This is a genomic window from Streptomyces sp. NPDC096339 (assembly GCF_044762985.1).
In the GTDB taxonomy this organism is placed as follows: Bacteria; Actinomycetota; Actinomycetes; order Streptomycetales; family Streptomycetaceae; genus Streptomyces.
The window spans coordinates 19,645-37,346 of sequence record NZ_JBIWFI010000050.1; the positions used below are offsets into that span (position 1 = coordinate 19,645).

Consider the following 17,702-nt stretch of genomic DNA (forward strand, 5'->3'; position numbering starts at 1 on the left):
CGCTGGACCCGTGGCAGTCGTCGATGTTTCCGAAGAGCTGAAGTCCCTCTCCTCGACCATGGGGTCGATCGAGGCCGTCCTGGACCTCGACAAGCTGAGGGCAGATATCGCCGTGCTCGAGGAGCAGGCCGCCGCGCCGTCCCTGTGGGACGACCCGGAGGCCGCCCAGAAGATCACGAGCAAGCTTTCGCACCTCCAGGCGGAGGTCCGCAAGGCCGAGACCCTGCGCGGGCGCATCGACGACCTCGCGGTGCTGTTCGAGCTCGCCCAGGAGATGGACGACGCGGACACCCTCGCCGAGGCCGAGACCGAGCTGGTCTCCGTCCGCAAGGCGCTGGACGAGATGGAGGTCCGGACCCTGCTCTCCGGCGAGTACGCCGAGCGCGAGGCCCTGGTCAACATCCGCGCCGAGGCCGGTGGCGTCGACGCCTCCGACTTCGCCGAGCGCCTCCAGCGCATGTACCTGCGCTGGGCCGAGCGCCACGGCTACTCCACGGAGATCTACGAGACCTCGTACGCGGAAGAGGCCGGCATCAAGTCGACCACCTTCGTCGTCAAGGCCCCCTACGCCTACGGCACCCTCTCCGTCGAGCAGGGCACCCACCGCCTCGTGCGCATCTCGCCCTTCGACAACCAGGGCCGCCGCCAGACCTCCTTCGCGGGCGTCGAGGTGCTGCCGGTCGTCGAGACCAGTGACCACGTCGAGATCGACGAGTCCGAGCTGCGCGTCGACGTCTACCGCGCCTCCGGCCCCGGCGGCCAGGGCGTCAACACGACCGACTCGGCGGTGCGCATCACGCACATCCCGACCGGCATCGTGGTCTCCTGCCAGAACGAGCGCTCGCAGATCCAGAACAAGGCCAGCGCGATGAACGTCCTCCAGGCCAAGCTGCTGGAGCGGCGCCGCCAGGAGGAGCAGGCCAAGATGGACGCCCTCAAGGACGGCGGCAGCTCCTGGGGCAACCAGATGCGCTCGTACGTCCTGCACCCGTACCAGATGGTCAAGGACCTGCGGACGGAGTTCGAGGTCGGCAACCCGCAGGCGGTGCTCGACGGCGAGATCGACGGCTTCCTGGAGGCCGGAATCCGCTGGCGCAAGCAGCAGGAGCAGACCGCGTAACGCGTGAGCGGCATGGAACAGGCGGAAGGGCCCGGACACCACTGGTGTCCGGGCCCTTCCGTCGATCACGGCATGTGAGCGCCGCGCCTACGCGGTCTGCTGGGCCACCAGCACGAGCGCCGCCACGAGGATCACCATGAGCACGATGAGCGTCGCCGGATTCAGGCCGGAGAAGGGGCCTTCCTGCTGCTGGAGGCGCTCCCTGTTCGCCCGGCACACCGGGCAGCGGCCCTGGCTGACGGGTGCGGCGCAGTTCGCGCACACGAGCCGGTCATATGTCATGCGCTCCTCCTCTCGTCCTCTCGGTCCTCTTACTCGTGTACAACGGCACGGGGAACCAGTCCGTTCCCCCTACCACTGTGCCGGCTTCGAAGACATTCGGCGCGGCCCGTCCGGGCAATCGCGGTCACAGACCCCCCGGACCCGGGGACATATGGGGCAACTCCGGTTGCCGGGTCCACACCTCGCGCCCGTTCGCGTATGGTCACGCACACCTACTCCCGGCGACCGTGGTGCACCCGTGATCCGATTCGACAGTGTCTCCAAGTCCTACCCGAAGCAGAGCCGTCCCGCACTCAGGGAAGTCTCCCTCGACATCGCGAAGGGCGAGTTCGTCTTCCTCGTCGGCTCCTCCGGCTCCGGCAAGTCCACCTTCCTGCGCCTGATCCTGCGCGAGGAGCGGGCGAGCCACGGCCAGGTGCACGTCCTGGGCAAGGACCTCGCCAAGCTCTCCAACTGGAAGGTCCCGCAGATGCGGCGCCAGCTGGGGACCGTCTTCCAGGACTTCCGCCTGCTCCCCAACAAGACGGTGGCCGAGAACGTCGCCTTCGCGCAGGAGGTCATCGGCAAGCCGAGGGGCGAGATCCGCAAGGCCGTACCCCAGGTCCTGGAGCTCGTGGGCCTCGGCGGCAAGGAGGACCGCATGCCAGGCGAGCTCTCCGGCGGTGAGCAGCAGCGCGTGGCCATCGCCCGTGCCTTCGTCAACCGGCCGGCGCTCCTCATCGCGGACGAGCCCACCGGCAACCTCGACCCCCAGACCTCGGTCGGGATCATGAAGCTGCTGGACCGGATCAACCGGACCGGCACCACCGTGATCATGGCCACGCACGACCAGCAGATCGTGGACCAGATGCGCAAGCGCGTCATCGAACTCGAACAGGGCCGACTCGTACGCGACCAGTCGCGCGGCGTCTACGGCTACCAGCACTGAAAGGCCCTTGAGACGTCATGCGCGCCCAGTTCGTCATGTCGGAGATCGGCGTCGGTCTCCGGCGCAATCTCACCATGACCTTCGCGGTCATCATCTCCGTGGCCCTTTCGCTGGCCCTCTTCGGCAGCTCCCTGCTCATGCGCGAGCAGGTGAGCAAGATGAAGGGCTACTGGTACGACAAGGCCAACGTCACGCTCTACCTCTGCAACAAGCAGGACGCCCAGGAGGCGAGCGAGGCCGCCGCCAAGAAGCCGGACGGTTCGGCGGCGGCCGCCACGGGCGTCGCCACCTGCGCCAAGGGCGCGGTGACCGAGGACCAGAAGAAGCAGATCGAGTCCGAGCTCAAGCAGATGTCCCTGGTGAAGTCCGTCGCCTACGAATCGGCGGACGAGGCCTACAAGCACTACCAGGAGCGGTTCGGCAACACGCCCCTCGCCTCCTCCATCACCCCGGACCAGATGCAGGAGTCCTTCCGGGTCAAGCTGAAGGACCCGGAGAAGTACAAGGTCGTCACCTCCGCCTTCGTCGGCCGCGACGGCATCCACACCGTCGACGACCAGCGCCAGGCCATCGACGACCTCTTCCGGATCCTGAACTACCTCAACATCGGCGCGCTCGCCATCATGCTGATCATGCTGATCGTGGCGCTGCTGCTGATCGTCAACACCGTGCGCGTCTCCGCCTTCAGTCGCAGGCGCGAGACCGGGATCATGCGGCTGGTCGGCGCGTCCAGCTTCTACATCCAGGTCCCGTTCATCATGGAGGCCGCCGTCGCCGGGCTCATCGGCGCGCTCTTCGCGTGCGGCATGCTCGTCTCCGGCCAGTACTTCGTGATCGACCACGGTGTGGGCCTGCGCTACAAGATCCAGCTCATCGACTTCCTGGGCTGGTCCGCGGTGATCGGCAAGCTCCCGTACGTCCTCTTCATCGGGCTGCTGATGCCCTCCGTTGCGGCCTTCGTGGCTCTGCGCAAGTACCTGAAGGTGTGACAAGCGCCCCGTGAGCGGTCCGGGCAACCACCCGTACCGCGGCGGGGCTTGTCCTAGACTCGGCGCCATGCTGGGCTTGCCGAGTATTCCCGCCTCCAGTCTCCGGCCCCGCGACCTGCGTCGCGGGGCCGTCTTGACGTTGGCCTTCCTCGCGTCCGTCACCGCGGCCGCGGGCACGGGCTGCTGGGACCGCGGGGAGAGCACCGCCGCCGCGCTGGTGGCGGACGTCGAGCCGCCCCGCACGACGGGCACCGCCGACCGCGAGGCCGTGGCCCGGGCCGTCGCCGAGGCCGTGGCCGAGGGCAAGTCCGGCAAGAACGCCGCCCAGGAGGTGGTCAGCCGCAGCGGGGACCGCTGGGGCACCGTCTACGACCACGGCGAGTACGCGGCCTTCGCCGAGGGCCTCGACGGCCACTGGACCGGCGTCGGGCTGTGGGCCCAGCGGGCCCGCGACGGCCGGATCCAGGTCGACAAGGTCCAGCCCGACAGCCCCGCCGCCCGCGCCGGCCTGCGCGCCGGGGACCGGCTGCTGAGCGTCGACGGGCACGCCGTGACCGGCCTGGCCGTGGGCGACGTGATCTCCCTGCTGCGCGGCGAGGCCGGCACCCCCGTCGTACTGAACCTGAGCCGCGACGGCGCGGACCTCACCGAGACCGTGCGCCGAGAGCAATTGCAGACCGAGCCGGTGACCGTACGGCAGCTCCCGGGCGGCATCACCGTCATCAAGGTGGCCACCTTCACCCGCGGCGCCGGGGACCGGGTCAAGGCCGCCGTCCACGACGCCCCGCCCGGCGGCGGGGTCATGCTCGACCTGCGCGGCAACCCGGGCGGGCTGGTCACCGAGGCGGTGACCGCCGCTTCCGCCTTCCTCGACGGCGGGCTGGTGGCCACCTACGACGTACGGGGGGACCAGCGCGCCCTCTACGCGGCCCCGGGCGGGGACACGGCGCGGCCGCTGGTCACCCTCGTCGACGGCGGCACGATGAGTGCGGCCGAACTGGTCACCGGCGCCCTCCAGGACCGCGGCCGGGCCGTGGCCGTGGGCAGCCGCACCTTCGGCAAGGGCTCCGTCCAGATGCCGACGGAACTCCCGGACGGCTCGGTCGCCGAACTGACGGTCGGGACGTACCGCACGCCGGGGGGCCGCAGCCTGGACGGCGCGGGGATCACCCCCGACGTGGCGGCGGGCGAACGGGTCGAGGAGCGGGCGGCCGCGGTATTGGGTGGCCTCGGGGTGGGTCCGTAGTGCGAAAATGACCGCACTATGGCTAAGGAAAAAGGGCGCAAGCTGATCGCCCAGAACAAGAAGGCGCGGCACGACTACGCGATCCTCGACACCTACGAGTGCGGTCTCGTGCTCACGGGCACCGAGGTCAAGTCCCTGCGCCAGGGCCGGGCCTCGCTGGTCGACGGCTTCGTGTCGGTGGAGAGCAACGAGGCGTGGCTCTACAACGTCCACGTGCCGGAGTACAGCCAGGGCACCTGGACCAACCACAGCGCCCGCCGCAAGCGCAAGCTCCTCATGCACCGCGAGGAGATCGACAAGCTGGCGCGCAAGGCGGAGGAGGCCGGTCACACGGTCGTGCCGCTGTCCCTGTACTTCAAGGACGGCCGGGCGAAGGTGGAGATCGCGCTGGCGAAGGGCAAGAAGGAGTACGACAAGCGCCAGACGCTCCGCGAGAAGCAGGACACCCGCGAGACCCAGCGCACGATCTCGGCGATCCGCCGCAAGCAGCGGGGCACTGTTTAACCTCCTGGCACGCGGTGGTCCACTTCGCGTACCATGGCGGCAGCACCACCCCCTCGGGGGCGGCGCAGCTTGATAAATCAACATGGGGATGATCGGTTTCGACAGCGGATGTCGATGCAGGGGAAGCGAGCCGAGGAAGCGGCAATGATCTCGTAAACCACCTGTCGCAAAAAATAATCGCCAACTCCAAGAGCGATAACTCCCGCTTCACCCTCGCTGCCTAATAACAGTGAGCTGAAGCCTCTGTGAGGAGCGTCAGCCCGGAAGTGGTCCCGGTCCGGATCCTGGCGTCAATTAGGGATCTAAACCTCTAGCCCCGGTCACGGGGGGTAGGGGGAAACCAAACAGTGACTGAGCCCGTCGGAGACTTGTCCGTGTGATCTCCGGGGCCGAGAAAAGCGCAGCGGAATGCGCTCGGAGAAGCCCTGCTTCTGCACCGTTGGACGCGGGTTCGATTCCCGCCATCTCCACTCATCCCATGTGGGCAAAGGCCCCGCAGCCTCTCGGCTGCGGGGCCTTTGTCATGCGGGGCCTTCGTCATGCGGGGCCGGGTGTCAGGAGCAGTACGGGACCTTGTTCAGGTTCTGGGCGTAGCGGGCCGCGATCCAGCCGGAACCGTCGGCGAGCTTGTACCAGATCGAATTGCCCTCGACCTTCTGGCCGTTGACCTTGCACTGCAGGTAGACCACCGCGCCGTCGCCGACCTTGCCGGTCTTCGCGTACTGGGTGCCGGGGCCGGAGCGGACGCCCAGGGTCCCGCCCGGCTTCACGATGCGGGCCTTCGGCCCGTGCGTGGGCTTCGGGGGCTTGTTGCCGTGGTGGGGCGGCTTGGGCTTGTCGTCGTGGTGGCCGCCGCACTTCTTGCAGTGGCCGGGCTTGCCGTGGTCACCCTTGGGGCCGGTGGGTCCCGTCGGGCCGGTGGGACCGGTCGGGCCGGTGTCGCCGGTCGGTCCCTGCGGGCCGCCGGACGGGCCGGTCGGGCCGGTGTCGCCCGTCGGTCCCTGCGGGCCGGTTTCGCCGGTGGGTCCCTGGGGGCCGGTGTCGCCGCTGGGGCCCTGCGGGCCGGTGTCGCCCGTCGGTCCCTGGGGTCCGGTGTCGCCGCTGGGGCCCTGGGGTCCGGTGTCGCCGGTCGGTCCCTGGGGTCCGGTGTCGCCCTTCGGGCCCTGGGGGCCGGTCGGTCCCGTCGGGCCGGGCTTGCCGGGCTTGCCGTGGTGGCCGTCGTGGCCGGGCTTCCCGTCGTGGCCGTGGTGGCCGTCGTCGCCCTTGTCTCCCTTGTCGCCCTTGGGGCCCTTCGGGCCGGACACCGGGGTGGAGACGGCGAAGAGGGCGGGGGCCTCGGTGCCGGTCGCCCACTCGCCGCCGACCAGCGTCGTGCCTTCCGGAGCGTTCCTGTCCACCCGTACGGCCACGCCGAGCTGGGTCTGGGCCTTCGCCGGGAAGCGGAAGCCGGCGCGGGTGCCCGCGTTGCAGGTCAGCTGTCGGGCATCGGCCGACCGCGTGCAAGAGGTCGCGGCGCGCTTGCCGTCCCAGTAGAAGCGGGCCTCGGGGAAGGTCGTCCGGTCCGGAGCGGTGATCCGGAAGGTGCTGCTCAGGGCCGGTTGCGACCCACCGAGGGCCGCGATGACGACGCGGCCCGTCTTGCCGGGGGCGATCGAGGGGAGGTACGGCTGGGAGAACCGGATGTTCGACGAGTCGGCCAGAGCCGGAACGGCCGGCACCAGAGCGGTCGCGGTGACGGCCGCGACGATCAGGGCCGAGGACACGGAGCGGGAAGCAGACAGCAAGGGGTGTTCCTCCGCACAGGGAAGGGCGTTGGGGGGAAGACATCCCAGTTATTGCGGATCATGAGCGGCGCCGGTGAGTACCACGCGGGCACGATCACCCGGCCGCCGGATCAAATATGATTCTTCGCCCGCCCCTTCGCCCGCCCTTCCGCCTGCCCTTTCGCCGCGGCGCCCAGCGCCGTCGCCGCGGCCGCCGCGGGCAGCAGGTACGCCGTCACCGGACCGGCGTGGTCGACCGTCAGACCCGCACAGGCCGAACCGACCGCGATCCCGGCGAAGATGGCGGTGACCGCGAGGGTCATGCCCTCGTTCAGCCGGCCCTCCGGCGTGAGCGCGTGGACCCGGGACATCGCGGTGACCATCGTCGGGGCCGTCGCCATCCCGGCCAGGAGCAGGGCGGCGCAAAGAGCGGCCAGGGATCCGCTGTTCGCCGCGGCCCACGGCAGGGTCATCAGCGTGGCCAACACCGACACGCAGGCCCGCAGCGAGCGCGGGCGCAGGGTGCCGTAGAGCAGGCCGGCGGCGCAGGAACCCGCCGCCTGCAAGGCCAGTACCAGGCCGGAGGCCGCGCCCAGCCCCCGCTGTTCGAGGTGGGCGATGGAGGAGACCTCCATCGAGCCGAAGACCACGCCGAGGCTCACGAAGAGGAGCAGCAGCGGGGCCAGGGCGCGCAGCGGGGAGCCGAGCCGGGGCGCTGCCGCCACCGGGGGCTCCGTGGAGCGCTGGGAGACGAAGACCAGCATGCCGGTGAGGAGCAGGGCCGCCCCGGTGAGGGTGCCCGCCTCGGGGAAGACGGAGGTGCAGAGCAGGGCCGCCAGGACCGGGCCGAGCATGAAGGAGAGCTCGTCGGCGGCCTGTTCGAAGGACATCGCCGTGTGGTGGGCGGCGGGGGAGCCGCGCAGCAGGTGCGTCCAGCGGGCGCGGGACAGCCCGCCGATGTTGGGGGTGGTCGCGGTCGCGGCGTAGGAGGCGAAGAGGGTCCAGGCGGGGGCGCCGGTACGGACGCACACGATCAGGGAGAGCGAGCCGAGCACCGCGATCAGCGTCGCGGGGAGGGCGATCCGGGCCTGCCCGTGGCGGTCGACGAGCCGGGCTGTCCACGGCGCGACCAGCGCGGTCGCGGCCAGGCCGGTCGCGGTGACCGCGCCCGCGAGGGCGTACGAGCCGCGCTGGCCCGCGATCATCATGACCGCGCTGACCCCGAACATGCCCATGGGAAGCCGCGCGATGAGGTTCCCGGCGGTGAAGGCGCGGGTGCCCGGGAGGGCGAAGAGCCGGCCGTACGGCCCGCGCGGCCGGCGCCGGGCCGGGGCCGCGGCCGGGGTGGTGATGACGAGGGTCGTGCCGGTGACGGTCATACGGGGGGAGCGGGCGGCGGCAGTGGGAGCTGCGGCGGTGGCGGAGGAGCCGGCAGTGGCGGTGGTGGCGGGCATGGGAAGAGCCTCGCGCCGGGCGGCCCCCGCGGTCCAACACCTGTTCGGGACCCATTCACATCATCATGTTGTTAGTCTCCGGGGGTGATGCCCCGTGATGTGGAACCCCGCCTGCTGCGCGGGTTCGTCGCCGTCGCCGAGGAACTGCACTTCACCCGCGCCGCCGCCCGCCTCTACGTCGCCCAGCAGGCCCTGAGCCGGGACGTGCGCCGGCTCGAACGGACCCTGGGAGCCACCCTGTTCGTACGGACCACCCGCGCCGTCGAGCTGACCCCCGACGGGGAGCGGCTGCTGGCCCCGGCCCGGCGGGTCCTCGCCGCGCACGAGGAACTGGCCGCCGCCTTCGCCGCCCCCCGCGCCCTCCTCGTCGACCTCAACACCGACGGACCCTGCACCCCCAGGACCGTGCTGGAGCGGGCCCGCGAACTCGCCCCGGACTGCGAGCTGATGGCCCGCTTCGAGAGCGGGCTCACCTACGCCGCCGGAGAGCTCGCCGCGGGCCGCCTCGACGTGGCCTTCGGGTACGCGGACGGACTCGACCCGGCGCTGCGCGCGGGGCTCGCCGTGATGCCCGTACGGTACGAGCCGCTCGCCGTGCTGCTGCCCGACGGGCACCCGCTGGCCGCGCGGGAAGCCGTACCGCTGGACGCGCTGGCCGGGGAGACCGTGTACGCGGGCGCCGGGAACCCGCGGACCGCCGAGTGGACGGGGCTGGCGCGCGAACTGTTCGCCGGACGGGGCATCGAACTCGCGCCGCCCGCACCGGTCGCGATGGGCAAGGAGGAGTTCCGCCGGGTCATGGCCAAGACCCGAAACCCGGTGCTGGTGACCGTGGACTTCCTCGACATGCCGGGCTGCGCGAAGCGGCCGCTGACCGACCCGGTACCGCTGTCCCCGCTGTCCATGGTGTGGCGCAGGGGCCTGACCCATCCCGGGCTGGACGCCCTGCGCGCCACGGCCGCGGGACTCGCGGCCGACCACGGATGGCTGGATCCGGCGCCCGGCACCTGGCTCCCCCAGGGACTCACACCCCGCCCCGGCGGCGGGTGAGAGCAAGGTTTCCCGGCGGTCATCCGGCGGGGACCGGGGCCGAAACGCGCCGTTCCTACGGTCGTCACCACGGACGCGACAGCTGTGGAGGCGTGTGATGACCGGTACGACCGCACCGCGCAAGGGGGGCCGCTGGATCGAGCGGTGGGATCCCGAGGACGAGAACTTCTGGAAGGAGACCGGAGAGCGGACCGCCCGCCGCAACCTGGTCTACTCCGTGTTCTCCGAGCACATCGGGTTCTCCATCTGGTCGCTCTGGTCCGTGATGGTCCTCTTCATGAGCCCCAAGTACGGGATCGACCCGGCCGGGAAGTTCTTCCTGATCGCCACAGCCACCTTCGTGGGCGCGTTCGTCCGGGTGCCGTACACCTTCGCCGTCGCCCGCTTCGGCGGCCGGAACTGGACCGTCTTCAGCGCCCTGCTGCTGCTCGCCCCGACCGTGGCCGCGCTGGTGGTCATGGAGCCCGGCACCTCCTACGGCACCTTCCTCCTCGTCGCCGCCCTCACCGGCGTCGGCGGCGGCAACTTCGCCTCCTCGATGACGAACATCAACGCCTTCTTCCCGCTGCGCAAGAAGGGCTGGGCGCTCGGCCTGAACGCCGGCGGCGGCAACATCGGCGTGCCCGTGGTCCAGCTCGCCGGACTGCTGGTCATCGCCACCGCAGGGGCCACGCACCCGCGGATCCTGCTCGGCGCCTACGTCCCGCTGATCGTGATCGCGGCGGCCCTGGCGTACGCACGCATGGACAACCTGGCGCCCGTGAGCAACGACACCGGCGCGGTCCGCGAGGCGGTCAAGGACCCGCACACCTGGATCATGTCCTTCCTCTACATCGGCACCTTCGGGTCCTTCATCGGATACAGCTTCGCCTTCGGGCTCGTCCTGCAGACCCAGTTCGGCCGCACCCCGCTCCAGGCCGCCTCGCTGACCTTCATCGGACCGCTGCTCGGCTCGCTGATCCGGCCCGTGGGCGGCGCGCTCGCGGACCGCTTCGGCGGGGCCCGGATCACCCTGGGGACGTTCGTGGCGATGGCGGCGGCGACCGGCGTCGTCGTGTTCGCCTCGCAGCGGCACTCGCTCCCCGTCTTCCTCGTCGGGTTCGTGGCGCTGTTCGTACTCAGCGGCCTCGGCAACGGCTCCACGTACAAGATGATCCCCGGCATCTTCCAGGCCAAGGCCCTGGCGCGGGGCATGAGCGGCGAGGCCGCGGCCGCCTACGGGCGACGGCTCTCCGGGGCCTCCATGGGGCTGATCGGAGCCGTCGGCGCACTGGGCGGGCTCGGCATCAACCTGGTCTTCCGCGAGGCCTTCCTCAGCTCCGGATCGGGCACGGCGGCCTTCGTCACCTTCCTCGGCTTCTACGCCGCGTGCTGCGCGGTGACCTGGGCGGTATACCTTCGCCGGCCGGCGCCCGCGGTGCTCCCGGCGGCCGGGGTCGAGGCGAAGCCGCAGCTCACGTCGGTGTAACCGGGGTGAAATACGGGTGAACCGAGCCTGACACGCCACCTTGGCAGGCTCGGTTCACCCGCACCGCCCCCACGTGTCACGAGGCAGGTCACGATGGACGACACCAAGACCGGCCCGCTCGCGGGCTTCACCGTCGGCGTCACCGCCGCCCGGCGGGCGGACGAACTCATCGCCCTGCTGCGCCGCCGCGGGGCCGCCGTCGTGCACGCGCCGGCGCTGCGGATCGTGCCGCTGGCCGACGACAGCGAACTGCTCGCCTCCACGAAGGAACTCATCGGCTGCGCACCGGACGTCGTGGTCGCCACCACCGCCATCGGCTTCCGCGGCTGGATCGAGGCCGCCGACGGGTGGGGGATCGGCGAGGAACTGCTGGAGCGGCTGCGAGCCGCCGAACTGCTCGCGCGCGGACCGAAGGTGAAGGGCGCCATCCGCGCCGCCGGGCTCGTGGAGACCTGGTCCCCGGACTCCGAATCACTCGCCGAGGTACTGGAACGCCTGCTGTCGGCCGGGGTCGCCGGCCGGCGCATCGCGCTCCAGCTGCACGGCGAACCGCTGCCCGGCTTCGTCGAGGCGCTGCGGGCGGGCGGGGCCGAGGTGGTGGTGGTCCCCGTATACCGGTGGATGGCGCCGGAGGACCTGGCACCGCTGGACCGGCTGCTCGACGCGGTGATCGGCGGCGCGGTCGACGCGGTCAGCTTCACCTCCGCCCCGGCCGCGGCCTCCCTGCTGTCCCGGGCCGAGGAGCGGGGCGTACGGGAAACCCTGCTGCGGGCGCTGCGGGGCGGAGTGGTGTCCGCGTGCGTGGGCCCGGTGACCGCACTGCCGCTCCAGGCCGCCGGGGTCGACACCGTGCAGCCGGAACGCTTCCGCCTCGGCCCGCTCGTCCAGCTGCTGTGCCAGGAGCTGCCGGGCCGCGCGAAGGTCCTGCCGGTGGCCGGGCACCGGGTGGAGATCCGCGGGCACGCCGTGCTGGTCGACGCGGAGCTGCGACCCGTACCGCCGGCCGGGATGGCACTGCTGCGGATGCTCGCACGGCGGCCGGGGTGGGTGGTGTCCCGCGCGGACCTGCTGCGGGCGCTGCCGGGGGCGGGCCGCGACGAACACGCCGTGGAGACCGCGATGGCCCGGCTGCGGGTGGCGCTGGGGGCACCGAAGCTGATCCAGACGGTGGTCAAGCGGGGGTACCGGCTGTCGTTGGACGCGGGCGGGGAGGTCAAGTACGGGGAGGAGCGCGTGGGTTAGCGGCCGTGGGGGTGTTCCGGTCGCCCGGGGTCCGTTAGCGTGCCCGGGTGATCTTCAACGGGGTTGAGATGAGGGGCCTGGAGCTCGGCGACGCCGCCGCGCTGGCCGAGGCGTTCGCGCGCAACCGGGCGTACATGCAGGCGTACGAACCGATCAGGCCCGACGTCTACTTCACGGAGGCCGGGCAGCGGGACCGCATCGAGGGCATGCTCGACGACCGGGACGGGGGCCGGCTGGTCCCCTGGGTGCTCGTCGACACGGCCGCCGGTGCGGTCGTCGGCGCGATCAACCTGGGGTCCATCGTGCTGGGACCGCTGTGCAGCGGCGGGGTCGGCTACTGGGTCGACACCGCCTGGCACGGGAAGGGGCTGGCGTCGGCCGCCCTGGCGGAGGTCCTCCGGGTCGCCCGTGAGGAGGTCGGGCTGCACCGGGTGGAGGCCGGAACGCTGGTCGACAACACGGCCTCGCAGCGGGTCCTGCAGAAGGCGGGCTTCGAGGAGTACGGCCTCGCCCCGGGCTACCTCCACGTCAACGGGGTCTGGCGCGACCACCGCCTCTTCCAGCGACTGCTGCACGACGACCCGCCGGGAGCGTAGCGGGGCTCCGACCGGGGGCGCACGCAGCGGCTGCGCACGCGCGACGGACCGGTTCGGGGGCTTCCGCATGCACGCGCGGGGCGGCAATCTGGTGGGACGCCCCACGACGCGAGGCGGTGACGTGCATGCGGTTCGACTCAGGGCGGGTCTGCCTGGACCTGCTGGCCACTGACTGCATCCGGGACGGCGACGGGCTGCGGACATGGCTCGCCGGGGCCGGGCTGGTGCCCGACAGGACGCCACTCGCCCGCGTCGGCCCCGACTGGGTGGCGGCCTTCCAGGCCCTGCGCCGGGACGTGGAGGCACTCGTACGGGCCGAACTCGACGGCACCGAACCGACAGAGGCAGCCCTCGCCCGGGTCAACGCCCTGGCCGCGGGACCACCCCCCGGGCTGTGCGCCGTACGGGACCAGGACGGGCACCTCGTACGGGAGTTGTGCGGCGGAGTGGAATGCGGGGCGCTGCTCGCGGCGGTCGCCCGCGACGCCGTGGAACTGCTGACCGACCCCGGCGACCTCGCACTCCTGCGGGCCTGCGCGGGCGACGGCTGCGCCCGGGTCTACCTCGACACCTCCCGCGGCCACCGCCGCCGCTGGTGCTCGAGCGAACTGTGCGGCAACCGCGAACGCGTGGCCCGGCACCGGCGCCGGGCGATGGCTGCGGGCGGGGGGTAGGGCGGAGGCTTCGCGACGGGCTTCGCGACGGGCTTCGCCACGATGCGGGCCGCCCATCTCCCCCTCGACCCCGCTGGGCCAGTCGGTGGCTGCCCACCCGCCCCCGGGTGCGGGTGGGGATCGGTACGCCGTTTCAGCCCGCCGGGGGCTGAACCCTTCGGGACGGTGGTGGCGGGGAGCCTGGGCGGGGCGGAGGGGAACAGTCGGCCGGGACGTGTGGTGGCGGTGCCCCGGTCGGTCGGAGGTGAAAGGGGTTGGGGGTTTCCCGTCAGTCCCATCGTCCTTCCGCGTCGGGCCGGCCTGTCAAGGGCGCTCCTCCTTCGTCGTCGCGTCGCTGCGCGACGGCCTTCGGCCGCCCTTGACAGACCGTCCCGCCACGGAAAGACAAGGACTGCCGGGAACCCCCCAAAGGAACGGGCCGGGCCAGAGATTCCAACACGGGCCAACCGGAATGCCCGACCCGGTCGAGGACTCACCCCTCCTCGGCCCCTCCAGAGCACCGGCCAGGCCGGGCAGACGGCCACACCCCCCGAAACCCCCACCACAAGAGCCTGAGCGGGAGGAAGGGCGCCACAAATCGCTACGCGCTCCTCGACGACGGCGTCTGACGACCGTCTGGGGCTGGTCTCGCCCCAGATCGCTACGCGCTCCTCTTTGACGGCGTCCGACAGCTGCCGTGGGCTGGACATAAGCCGCCTACACCCTTGAATCGTCCTCCGTGACGGCGTCCGACGGCTGTCGAGAGGAGAGCAGGAGCCGGACGGCGGCCATTTAGGGCTGCCTTCGGGTCACAGCGAGTATCAGCCCCGGACGGGGGTCAGTCGCGGTCGTCGAGAAGCGCGTAGCGATCGTTGGCGGCTTATGACCAGCCCGAAGAGGCCGTGGACGCCGTCAGGGAGAAGCGCGCAGCGATCCGGTGCGTGACCAGCCCCGGACGGGTCGCAGACGCCGAGACGTGAGGAGCGCGTAGCGATTTGACGCGCCCATCCCCCTGCCGGGGCTCTTGTGGTCGACCTTTGGGGGAGGGTGGTCGCCGGGTCGGGCATTCCGGTTGGCCCGTGTTGGAATCTCTGGCCCGGCCCGTTCCTTTGGGGGGTTCCCGGCAGTCCTTGTCTTTCCGTGGCGGGACGGTCTGTCAAGGGCGGCCGAAGGCCGTCGCGCAGCGACGCGACCGAAGGGAGCGCCCTTGACAGGCCGGCCCGACGCGGAAAGACGATGGGACTGACGGGAAACCCCCAACCCTTCTCGCGGCCGACCGGCCGAGGCACCGCCTTGCCCCACCCCCGCCCCCGCCGTCAGGCCCCGATGCGTGAACGCCACCCCGCGAGCGTGGCCCGAACGGTCGAAGCCCCCTCCCGCCAGGACGCCCGCCCACACCCCACCCGCACCCGAGGGGGCGGGTGGGCAGCCGCCGACCCGGGGCGGGGGTCGAGGGGGGAGAGAAGGCGGGCTCGCGCGTGGACCCGTACGCCCCCGCCCGACCCGTACCGGATCCGGCGTGCGGACAGGGGGCCGGTTCGCGTACGGTTGACGGTCGCCCATGCACGTCAGAAGGGGGCCTTGGTGGCCGCGCAGAATGCCGCTGTCGACAACACGGCGGATTCCGTCCGCGATCGGGAGATCGCGGTCGAGCAGACGCATCTCGACCAGGTGTACCGGCGCCTCGAGGAGAAGATCCACGAGGCCGAGTTCCTCATGAACGACGCCGCCAAGCGCGGCCAGGTCGGCACTCCCGGCGCACTGGCCGAGCGGGACGCGCAGGTCTTCCGGGCCGGTATCCACCTGAACCGGCTGAACAACGAGTTCGAGGACTTCCTCTTCGGGCGGATCGACCTGGTCCTCGGCAAGGACGGGGAGCGCGGCCCGGACGGCGCGTACACCTCCATCGAGCCCGCCGACGACGCGATCCGCGAGGACCTGACCGCCGAGATCGCCGAGACCCTGCACATCGGCCGGATCGGGGTCCTGGACTCCGACTACTCGCCCCTGGTCATCGACTGGCGGGCGCCGGCAGCCGCGCCGTTCTACCGCTCCACCCCGAAGGACCCGGGACGCGTCGTACGGCGGCGCGTGATCCGGTCCAAGGGCCGCAAGGTGCTGGGCGTCGAGGACGACCTGATGCGCCCGGAGCTCACCGCCTTCCTCGACGGCAGCGAGCTGCCCGCGATCGGCGACGGCGCGCTGATGGCCGCGCTCGGACGGGCCCGTACGCACTCCATGCGGGACATCGTCTCCTCCATCCAGGCCGAGCAGGACCTGGTCATCCGCGCCCCCGCCGCCTCGGTCGCCGAGGTCGCGGGCGGGCCGGGCACCGGCAAGACGGCCGTCGCCCTGCACCGCGCCGCCTACCTGCTCTACCAGGACCGCCGCCGCTACTCCGGCGGCATCCTGATCGTCTCGCCGACCCCGCTGCTCGTCGCGTACACCGAGGGCGTCCTGCCCTCGCTCGGCGAGGAGGGCCAGGTCGCCATCCGCGCACTCGGCTCGCTCGTCGACGGCGCGGAGGCGAGCACGTACGACGATCCGGCCGTGGCCCGCATCAAGGGCTCCTCGCGCATGCTCAAGGTGCTGCGCAAGGCCGTACGGGGAACCCTGGAGCTGGGTCAGGCGCCGGAGCGGCTGCGCGTGGTGGCCTTCGGGCGGCGCCAGGAGCTGGAGGCCGACGAGCTGAACCGGATCCGGCAGAACGTCCTCGGCGGCAGCGCGCCCGTGAACCTGCTGCGCCCGCGCGCCCGCAAGCTGCTGCTCGACGCGCTGTACGCGAAGACCGGCGGCGCGAGCCGGCACAGCGACCCGGAGCTGGCCGCCGAGCTGCGGTCCGCCTTCGACGAGGACATCTCGACGGAGGACGTGTTCATCGACTTCCTGAACGCGTGGTGGCCGGAGCTGACCCCGCGCGGCGTCCTCGCCGCGATGGCCGACGAGCGGCGGCTCGGCCGCTGGTCGCGCCGGGACCTCAACCCCCGCGAGGTCCGCCGGCTCGCCCGCTCGCTGCGCCGCGTCGGCCCGGACGGCAAGGGCCCGCTGTCGGTGCACGACGTGGCGCTGCTCGACGAGCTCCAGCAGCTGCTGGGCGCCCCGGCCCGGCCCAAGCGCAAGCGGGAGATGGATCCCCTCGACCAGCTCAGCGGGCTGGAGGAGCTGATGCCGACCCGCGAGGAGACCCAGTGGGAGCGGGCCGAGCGGCTCGCGGCGGAGCGCACCGAGTACGCGCACGTCATCGTCGACGAGGCCCAGGACCTGACGCCGATGCAGTGGCGGATGGTGGGCCGGCGGGGCCGTACCGGCACGTGGACGGTCGTGGGCGACCCGGCGCAGTCCTCGTGGACCGACCCGGACGAGGCGGCGGCGGCCCGCGACGAGGCCCTGGGCAGCCGGCCGCGCCGGCGGTTCACGCTGACGGTCAACTACCGCAACCCGGCGGAGGTCGCCGAGGTCGCGGCGCGGGTGCTGCGGCTGGCGATGCCGGGGATGGAGCCGCCGTCGGCGGTGCGTTCCACGGGCCTGGAACCCCGTTTCACGGCCGCGGACGGCGATCTGGGCTCCGTGGTCCGGGAGGAGACGCGCAGGCTCCTGGAGCAGGTGGACGGCACCGTCGGCGTGGTCGTGGCGATGGACCGGCGCGCGGAGGCCGCGGGCTGGCTCGCGGATCTCGGCGAGCGGGCGGTGGCGCTGGGCAGCCTGGAGGCCAAGGGCCTGGAGTACGACGCCACGGTGGTCGTTTCCCCGGCGGAGATCGCGGACGAGTCCCCGGCGGGCCTGCGGGTGCTGTACGTGGCGCTGACGCGCGCGACGCAGCAGCTGACGGTGGTCTCGGCGGCGGACCGGGACGAGCCGGACGCGGACGGGGTGCCGGCGCTCCTGCGGGGCTCGGAGCGGGGCTAGGGGCCTGGCGGCCCCCCGGGGCTCCGCCCCGGACCCCGCGCCTCAATCGCCGGCGGGGCTGGATGTGGCCGGCGTGGGCCTGTATGTGCGGGCCGGGCGGCCTGGAGGTGCCGGCCCGGTTCGTAGGGCCGTATGGGCCGCGGCCAGGAGCGTGGTGCTTTTGAACCGACTTCCGCACCGGGGATGACATCGGGCGATCCTTTGTTAGCCTGGGTACGGCACCGACTCGATCCAAGCCCCCGGGCCCAACCTTCGTCGCTTAGAGCGACCACTTGCCGCGAGGCGAGCATGGCGGGTCGGTGTCACAGACGTATGAATCACCAGGTCCGCGCCCTCCACGAGTGGAGGGCGCGGACCTGTTTTGTATGGACCCCCCATTCCAAACCCCATCTGTTATCTCGTATGGTGGAAGTGTCTTTCCGAAGTTTGTAGCTGGTTACCTTGTACCGGCTGGTAGGTGGGACGATCGGACAACAGGTCCTGCCGCACCTGTCAGTGCAT

At 71.8% G+C, this 17,702-nt stretch carries 14 protein-coding genes and 1 other RNA gene; 12 read left to right on the forward strand and 3 right to left on the reverse strand.

What is annotated here, in order from left to right:
* Positions 1–10 precede the first annotated feature (10 nt).
* Positions 11–1,120 (forward strand): peptide chain release factor 2, encoded by a 1,110-nt coding sequence (gene prfB, locus ACIQ5Y_RS36920; protein WP_403890944.1) that lies wholly within the window; start codon positions 11–13, stop codon positions 1,118–1,120.
* Positions 1,121–1,207: 87 nt separating this feature from the next.
* On the opposite strand, the gene ACIQ5Y_RS36925 is transcribed toward prfB, so the two are convergent.
* Positions 1,208–1,402 (reverse strand): hypothetical protein, encoded by a 195-nt coding sequence (locus tag ACIQ5Y_RS36925; protein WP_329384927.1) that lies wholly within the window; start codon positions 1,400–1,402, stop codon positions 1,208–1,210.
* A 238-nt stretch (positions 1,403–1,640) separates the two neighbouring features.
* Here ACIQ5Y_RS36925 and ftsE point away from each other — a divergent pair, with 238 nt between their 5' ends.
* The 5 genes from ftsE to ssrA all read left to right on the forward strand — a co-directional run bounded on the left by ftsE (position 1,641) and on the right by ssrA (position 5,542).
* A complete protein-coding gene (ftsE, locus tag ACIQ5Y_RS36930; RefSeq protein ID WP_030771648.1) occupies positions 1,641–2,330 on the forward strand; it encodes a cell division ATP-binding protein FtsE in 690 nt (229 codons plus the stop codon).
* A 17-nt stretch (positions 2,331–2,347) separates the two neighbouring features.
* Positions 2,348–3,319: a permease-like cell division protein FtsX gene (gene ftsX / locus ACIQ5Y_RS36935; protein ID WP_403890948.1), complete on the forward strand. Its 972-nt coding sequence runs from the start codon at positions 2,348–2,350 to the stop codon at positions 3,317–3,319.
* Positions 3,320–3,386: 67 nt separating this feature from the next.
* On the forward strand, positions 3,387–4,565 hold the full coding sequence (locus tag ACIQ5Y_RS36940) for a S41 family peptidase (RefSeq protein ID WP_403890951.1): 1,179 nt from the start codon (positions 3,387–3,389) through the stop codon (positions 4,563–4,565).
* 18 nt (positions 4,566–4,583) lie between these two features.
* Entirely contained in the window at positions 4,584–5,069 is a 486-nt protein-coding gene (gene smpB / locus ACIQ5Y_RS36945) for an SsrA-binding protein SmpB (RefSeq protein WP_376662476.1), read from the forward strand.
* An 84-nt stretch (positions 5,070–5,153) separates the two neighbouring features.
* Positions 5,154–5,542: a transfer-messenger RNA gene (gene ssrA / locus ACIQ5Y_RS36950) on the forward strand.
* Positions 5,543–5,623: 81 nt separating this feature from the next.
* Here ssrA and ACIQ5Y_RS36955 read toward each other — a convergent pair.
* Both ACIQ5Y_RS36955 and ACIQ5Y_RS36960 read right to left on the reverse strand, forming a co-directional pair.
* Positions 5,624–6,853, reverse strand: a complete 1,230-nt coding sequence (locus ACIQ5Y_RS36955) for an SH3 domain-containing protein (RefSeq protein WP_403890955.1) — start codon at positions 6,851–6,853, stop codon at positions 5,624–5,626.
* 110 nt (positions 6,854–6,963) lie between these two features.
* Positions 6,964–8,286 carry an MFS transporter gene (locus ACIQ5Y_RS36960; protein WP_403890958.1) on the reverse strand — a complete coding sequence of 441 codons (1,323 nt, stop codon included), beginning with the start codon at positions 8,284–8,286 and terminating at the stop codon, positions 6,964–6,966.
* Between the two features lie 87 nt (positions 8,287–8,373).
* Here ACIQ5Y_RS36960 and ACIQ5Y_RS36965 point away from each other — a divergent pair, with 87 nt between their 5' ends.
* The 6 genes from ACIQ5Y_RS36965 (at position 8,374) to ACIQ5Y_RS36990 (ending at position 17,201) form a co-directional block, all read left to right on the forward strand.
* The gene (locus ACIQ5Y_RS36965; protein WP_403890961.1) at positions 8,374–9,336 is read left to right on the forward strand and encodes a LysR family transcriptional regulator; all 963 of its coding nucleotides are present in this window, start codon (positions 8,374–8,376) and stop codon (positions 9,334–9,336) included.
* A gap of 97 nt (positions 9,337–9,433) precedes the next feature.
* Complete coding sequence (locus ACIQ5Y_RS36970; RefSeq protein ID WP_403890965.1) at positions 9,434–10,804, forward strand: nitrate/nitrite transporter; 1,371 nt, start codon at positions 9,434–9,436, stop codon at positions 10,802–10,804.
* A 93-nt stretch (positions 10,805–10,897) separates the two neighbouring features.
* Positions 10,898–12,046, forward strand: a complete 1,149-nt coding sequence (locus ACIQ5Y_RS36975; RefSeq protein ID WP_403890967.1) for a uroporphyrinogen-III synthase — start codon at positions 10,898–10,900, stop codon at positions 12,044–12,046.
* 68 nt (positions 12,047–12,114) lie between these two features.
* Complete coding sequence (locus ACIQ5Y_RS36980; protein ID WP_403891007.1) at positions 12,115–12,642, forward strand: GNAT family N-acetyltransferase; 528 nt, start codon at positions 12,115–12,117, stop codon at positions 12,640–12,642.
* A 125-nt stretch (positions 12,643–12,767) separates the two neighbouring features.
* Entirely contained in the window at positions 12,768–13,316 is a 549-nt protein-coding gene (locus ACIQ5Y_RS36985; protein ID WP_403890970.1) for a CGNR zinc finger domain-containing protein, read from the forward strand.
* A 1,563-nt stretch (positions 13,317–14,879) separates the two neighbouring features.
* Complete coding sequence (locus tag ACIQ5Y_RS36990; RefSeq protein WP_403890973.1) at positions 14,880–17,201, forward strand: HelD family protein; 2,322 nt, start codon at positions 14,880–14,882, stop codon at positions 17,199–17,201.
* The last annotated feature ends 501 nt before the right edge of the window (positions 17,202–17,702 follow it).

Excerpts from the sequence above, each read along its gene's own strand:
- ACIQ5Y_RS36925 (WP_329384927.1), bottom strand. The coding sequence starts at position 1,402 with ATGACATATGACCGGCTCGTGTGCGCGAACTGCGCCGCACCCGTCAGC.
- ftsX (WP_403890948.1), top strand. The coding sequence starts at position 2,348 with ATGCGCGCCCAGTTCGTCATGTCGGAGATCGGCGTCGGTCTCCGGCGC.
- ACIQ5Y_RS36940 (WP_403890951.1), top strand. The coding sequence starts at position 3,387 with ATGCTGGGCTTGCCGAGTATTCCCGCCTCCAGTCTCCGGCCCCGCGAC.
- smpB (WP_376662476.1), top strand. The coding sequence starts at position 4,584 with ATGGCTAAGGAAAAAGGGCGCAAGCTGATCGCCCAGAACAAGAAGGCG.
- ACIQ5Y_RS36960 (WP_403890958.1), bottom strand. The coding sequence starts at position 8,286 with ATGCCCGCCACCACCGCCACTGCCGGCTCCTCCGCCACCGCCGCAGCT.
- ACIQ5Y_RS36965 (WP_403890961.1), top strand. The coding sequence starts at position 8,374 with ATGCCCCGTGATGTGGAACCCCGCCTGCTGCGCGGGTTCGTCGCCGTC.
- ACIQ5Y_RS36970 (WP_403890965.1), top strand. The coding sequence starts at position 9,434 with ATGACCGGTACGACCGCACCGCGCAAGGGGGGCCGCTGGATCGAGCGG.
- ACIQ5Y_RS36975 (WP_403890967.1), top strand. The coding sequence starts at position 10,898 with ATGGACGACACCAAGACCGGCCCGCTCGCGGGCTTCACCGTCGGCGTC.
- ACIQ5Y_RS36980 (WP_403891007.1), top strand. The coding sequence starts at position 12,115 with ATGAGGGGCCTGGAGCTCGGCGACGCCGCCGCGCTGGCCGAGGCGTTC.
- ACIQ5Y_RS36985 (WP_403890970.1), top strand. The coding sequence starts at position 12,768 with ATGCGGTTCGACTCAGGGCGGGTCTGCCTGGACCTGCTGGCCACTGAC.